Here is a 2,847-nt window from a genome sequence, read left to right on the forward strand (position 1 = left end):
GGCGGCCCCCCCCACCGGGCGGGGGGGGGGGGGGGGGTTGCTCCCACCGGGGGTGGCAACCGGGGGGGGGGCGGGGGGGGGGGGCCCCCCCCCCCCCCCCGCTGCGTTGTGCGCGCCTCTCGACAGCACCTCACTAGCTATCTATAGTGCTAGGTAGCTAGATAAATGGAGGTAGTCGTGATCCGGTTCCACCTGGACGGCGGGTCGGGCCTGTCGCCGTACCAGCAGCTCGTCCGGCAGGTGCGGCACGCGCTGCGCCTCGGGCTGCTGCGCGAGGGCGACCGGCTGCCCAAGGTGAAGGACGTGGTGGCCGACCTCGCGATCAACCCGAACACGGTGCTCAAGGCCTACCGGGAGCTGGAGCACGACGGCCTGGTCGCGGCCCGTCCCGGCGTGGGCACGTTCGTGACCGCCACGCTCTCCGGCGCGCCGCCGGCCGCGATCGCCCCGCTGCGGCAGGACCTGCGGCGCTGGCTCGCCAAGGCGCGCCGCGCCGGGTTGGACGAGGAGGGCATCGAGGCGTTGTTCACGACCACGTTCCGCTCCGCCGCCCAGGAGGACACAGCGTGACGGCGGCGTTGAGCACCAGGGGGCTGGGCAAGGCGTACCGGCGGCGGTGGGCGCTGGCCGACTGCACGCTGGACGTCCCGGCCGGGCACGTGACCGGGCTGGTCGGCCCGAACGGCGCGGGCAAGTCCACGCTGCTCGGCCTCGCCGCGGGGATGCTGACGCCCTCCGCCGGCACGATCGAGGTGTGCGGCGGCGTGCCGGGCAGCGGGCCGGCGCAACTGGCCAAGGTCGGCTTCGTCGCGCAGCACACGCCCCTCTACGCGCACCTGACCGTCGAGGAGCACCTGCGGCTGGGCGCGCGGCTCAACCCCGGCTGGGACGACCGGCTCGCCCGCGACCGGATCGCCCGGCTCGGGCTGGACCCGGCGCGGCCCGCGGGGAAGCTGTCCGGCGGCCAGCGCGCCCAGGTCGCGCTCACCCTCGGCGTCGCCAAGCGCCCCGAGCTGCTGCTCCTGGACGAGCCGGTCGCCTCGCTCGACCCGCTGGCCCGGCGCGAGTTCCTCCAGGACCTCATGGAGGCCGTGGCCGAGCACGGGCTGGGCGTGGTGCTGTCCTCGCACCTGATCGCCGACCTGGAACGCGTCTGCGACCACCTGGTCGTGCTGGTGGACGCCGAGGTCCGGCTCACCGGCGAGGTGGACCGCCTGCTCGCCACGCACCGCAGGCTGACCGGGCCGCGGCGCGACGTGCGCACCCTGCCCGCGGACCAGCAGGTCGTCTCCGCCCGCCACACCGACCGCCAGACCACCGTGCTCGTCCGCACCGAGGGCCCGATCCTCGACCCCGCGTGGGACGTCGGCGAGCCGGACCTGGAGGACCTGGTGCTGGCCTACCTGAGCCGCCCGGCCCTGGGGGTCGTCCGATGACCTGGCTGGCCTGGCGGCAGCTCCGCTTGCCGGTGGTCTCGGTGCACGCGGCGATCGTGCTGATCGCCGTCGTGCTCGTGGCCACGCGGCCGGGACGGGGCACGCTCGACGACCACGAGACCCTCTACAGCGGCGGCCTGGTCGCCGTGCACGTGCTGCCCGCGCTGCTCGCCGTGTTCTGGGCCGTGCCGATGATCACCCGCGAGCTGGAGGCGGGCACGCACAACCTGGTGTGGAGCCAGAGCGTCACGCGCACCCGGTGGCTCGCGGTCAAGCTCGGCGTCGGCGTGCCGGCCGCCGCGCTCACCGCCGGCCTGCTCAGCCTGGTGGTGACGTGGTGGGCCGACCCGATCGACACCGACGTCGGGCCGGAGCGCCAGGGCAACGTGGGCCGGCGCCTGGCCCCCGTGGTGTTCGCGGCCAGGGGCATCGCGCCCGTCGGGTACGCGGTGTTCGCGTTCGTGCTGGCCGTCGCGGTCGCGGTCCTGGTGCGCCGCACCCTGCCCGCCATGGCCGTGACGCTCGTCCTGTTCGCCGCCGTGCAGGTCGTCGTGCCGTACGCGGTGCGCCCGCACCTGCTGCCGCCGACCGAGGAGCCGGTCGCGATCACCGCGCAGAGCATCGCCGGCATCCGGACGGAGGAGGGCTCCGGCGGCGAGGTGCCCGAGTCGCTGACCGTGCGGGAGCCCGGCGGCGCGTGGGTGCTGGTCAACGAGACCGTGGACGCGAACGGCGTCGCGGTCCGCCCGTTGCCCGAGGCCGTGCGCCACTGCCTGCCGTCGTCGCCGCCCGACGCCGAGGCGCGGCTGGACCTGGGGCGGATCCGCGCGTGCTTCGCGGGCCTGTCCGACCTCGGCTACCACCAGCGCCTCGCCTACCACCCGGCCGGCCGGTTCTGGGCGCTCCAGTGGCTCGAACTGGCGTTGTTCCTCGCGGTGTCGGCGCCGCTGACGTGGTTCTGCTTCCGCCGCCTGCGCCACCTGTCCTGAAGATCACACCGAACGAGGGGGAGACCATGCGTCAGTTCGCGTTCCTGGTCGCACTGGCCCTGCTGACGGCCGCGACCCCGGCCCCGGCGGGCGCCGACACCACCGCCGACCCGGCGCCGCGCCTGCCCGCGCCGACCGGGCGGCAGCCCGTCGGCACGACCGCGCTGCACCTGCGGGACACCACCCGGCCCGACCCGTGGGTGCCGTCCGCGGGCGCGCGGGAGCTGATGGTGTCGTTGTTCTACCCGGCGGCGTCCGACCGCGGGCCGAGGAAGCAGTACCTGACGCCCGTCGAGTCGGCGGCGGTGCTGGAGGAGGCCGGCGTCACCACCGTGCCGCCCGACGCGCTGAGCGCGGTCCGGACGAACTCCGTCGTGGACGCGGGTGACTGGGGCCCGCCGCCCCTCTAGCCGCAGGTGGTT

Annotated in this window: 4 protein-coding genes; all 4 read left to right on the top strand. The window is 75.5% G+C overall.

The window, feature by feature from the left end:
• The first annotated feature begins 177 nt into the window (after positions 1-177).
• The 4 genes from ACFXGA_RS21635 to ACFXGA_RS21650 are packed head-to-tail and all read left to right on the top strand — an operon-like array spanning position 178 to position 2,835.
• Positions 178-570 carry a GntR family transcriptional regulator gene (locus tag ACFXGA_RS21635; protein ID WP_378090576.1) on the top strand — a complete coding sequence of 131 codons (393 nt, stop codon included), beginning with the start codon at positions 178-180 and terminating at the stop codon, positions 568-570.
• On the top strand, positions 567-1,436 hold the full coding sequence (locus ACFXGA_RS21640; RefSeq protein ID WP_378090578.1) for an ABC transporter ATP-binding protein: 870 nt from the start codon (positions 567-569) through the stop codon (positions 1,434-1,436). Before ACFXGA_RS21635 ends, ACFXGA_RS21640 begins: the two co-directional genes overlap by 4 nt.
• Positions 1,433-2,425 (top strand): transporter, encoded by a 993-nt coding sequence (locus ACFXGA_RS21645; RefSeq protein ID WP_378090580.1) that lies wholly within the window; start codon positions 1,433-1,435, stop codon positions 2,423-2,425. The genes ACFXGA_RS21640 and ACFXGA_RS21645 overlap by 4 nt, the downstream gene beginning before the upstream one ends.
• 26 nt (positions 2,426-2,451) lie before the next feature.
• Entirely contained in the window at positions 2,452-2,835 is a 384-nt protein-coding gene (locus ACFXGA_RS21650) for a hypothetical protein (protein ID WP_378090582.1), read from the top strand.
• Positions 2,836-2,847: the final 12 nt, after the last annotated feature.

Source organism: Actinosynnema sp. NPDC059335, from assembly GCF_042752395.1.
In the GTDB taxonomy this organism is placed as follows: domain Bacteria; phylum Actinomycetota; class Actinomycetes; order Mycobacteriales; family Pseudonocardiaceae; genus Actinosynnema.

Excerpts from the sequence above, each read along its gene's own strand:
- ACFXGA_RS21645 (WP_378090580.1), top strand. The coding sequence starts at position 1,433 with ATGACCTGGCTGGCCTGGCGGCAGCTCCGCTTGCCGGTGGTCTCGGTG.
- ACFXGA_RS21650 (WP_378090582.1), top strand. The coding sequence starts at position 2,452 with ATGCGTCAGTTCGCGTTCCTGGTCGCACTGGCCCTGCTGACGGCCGCG.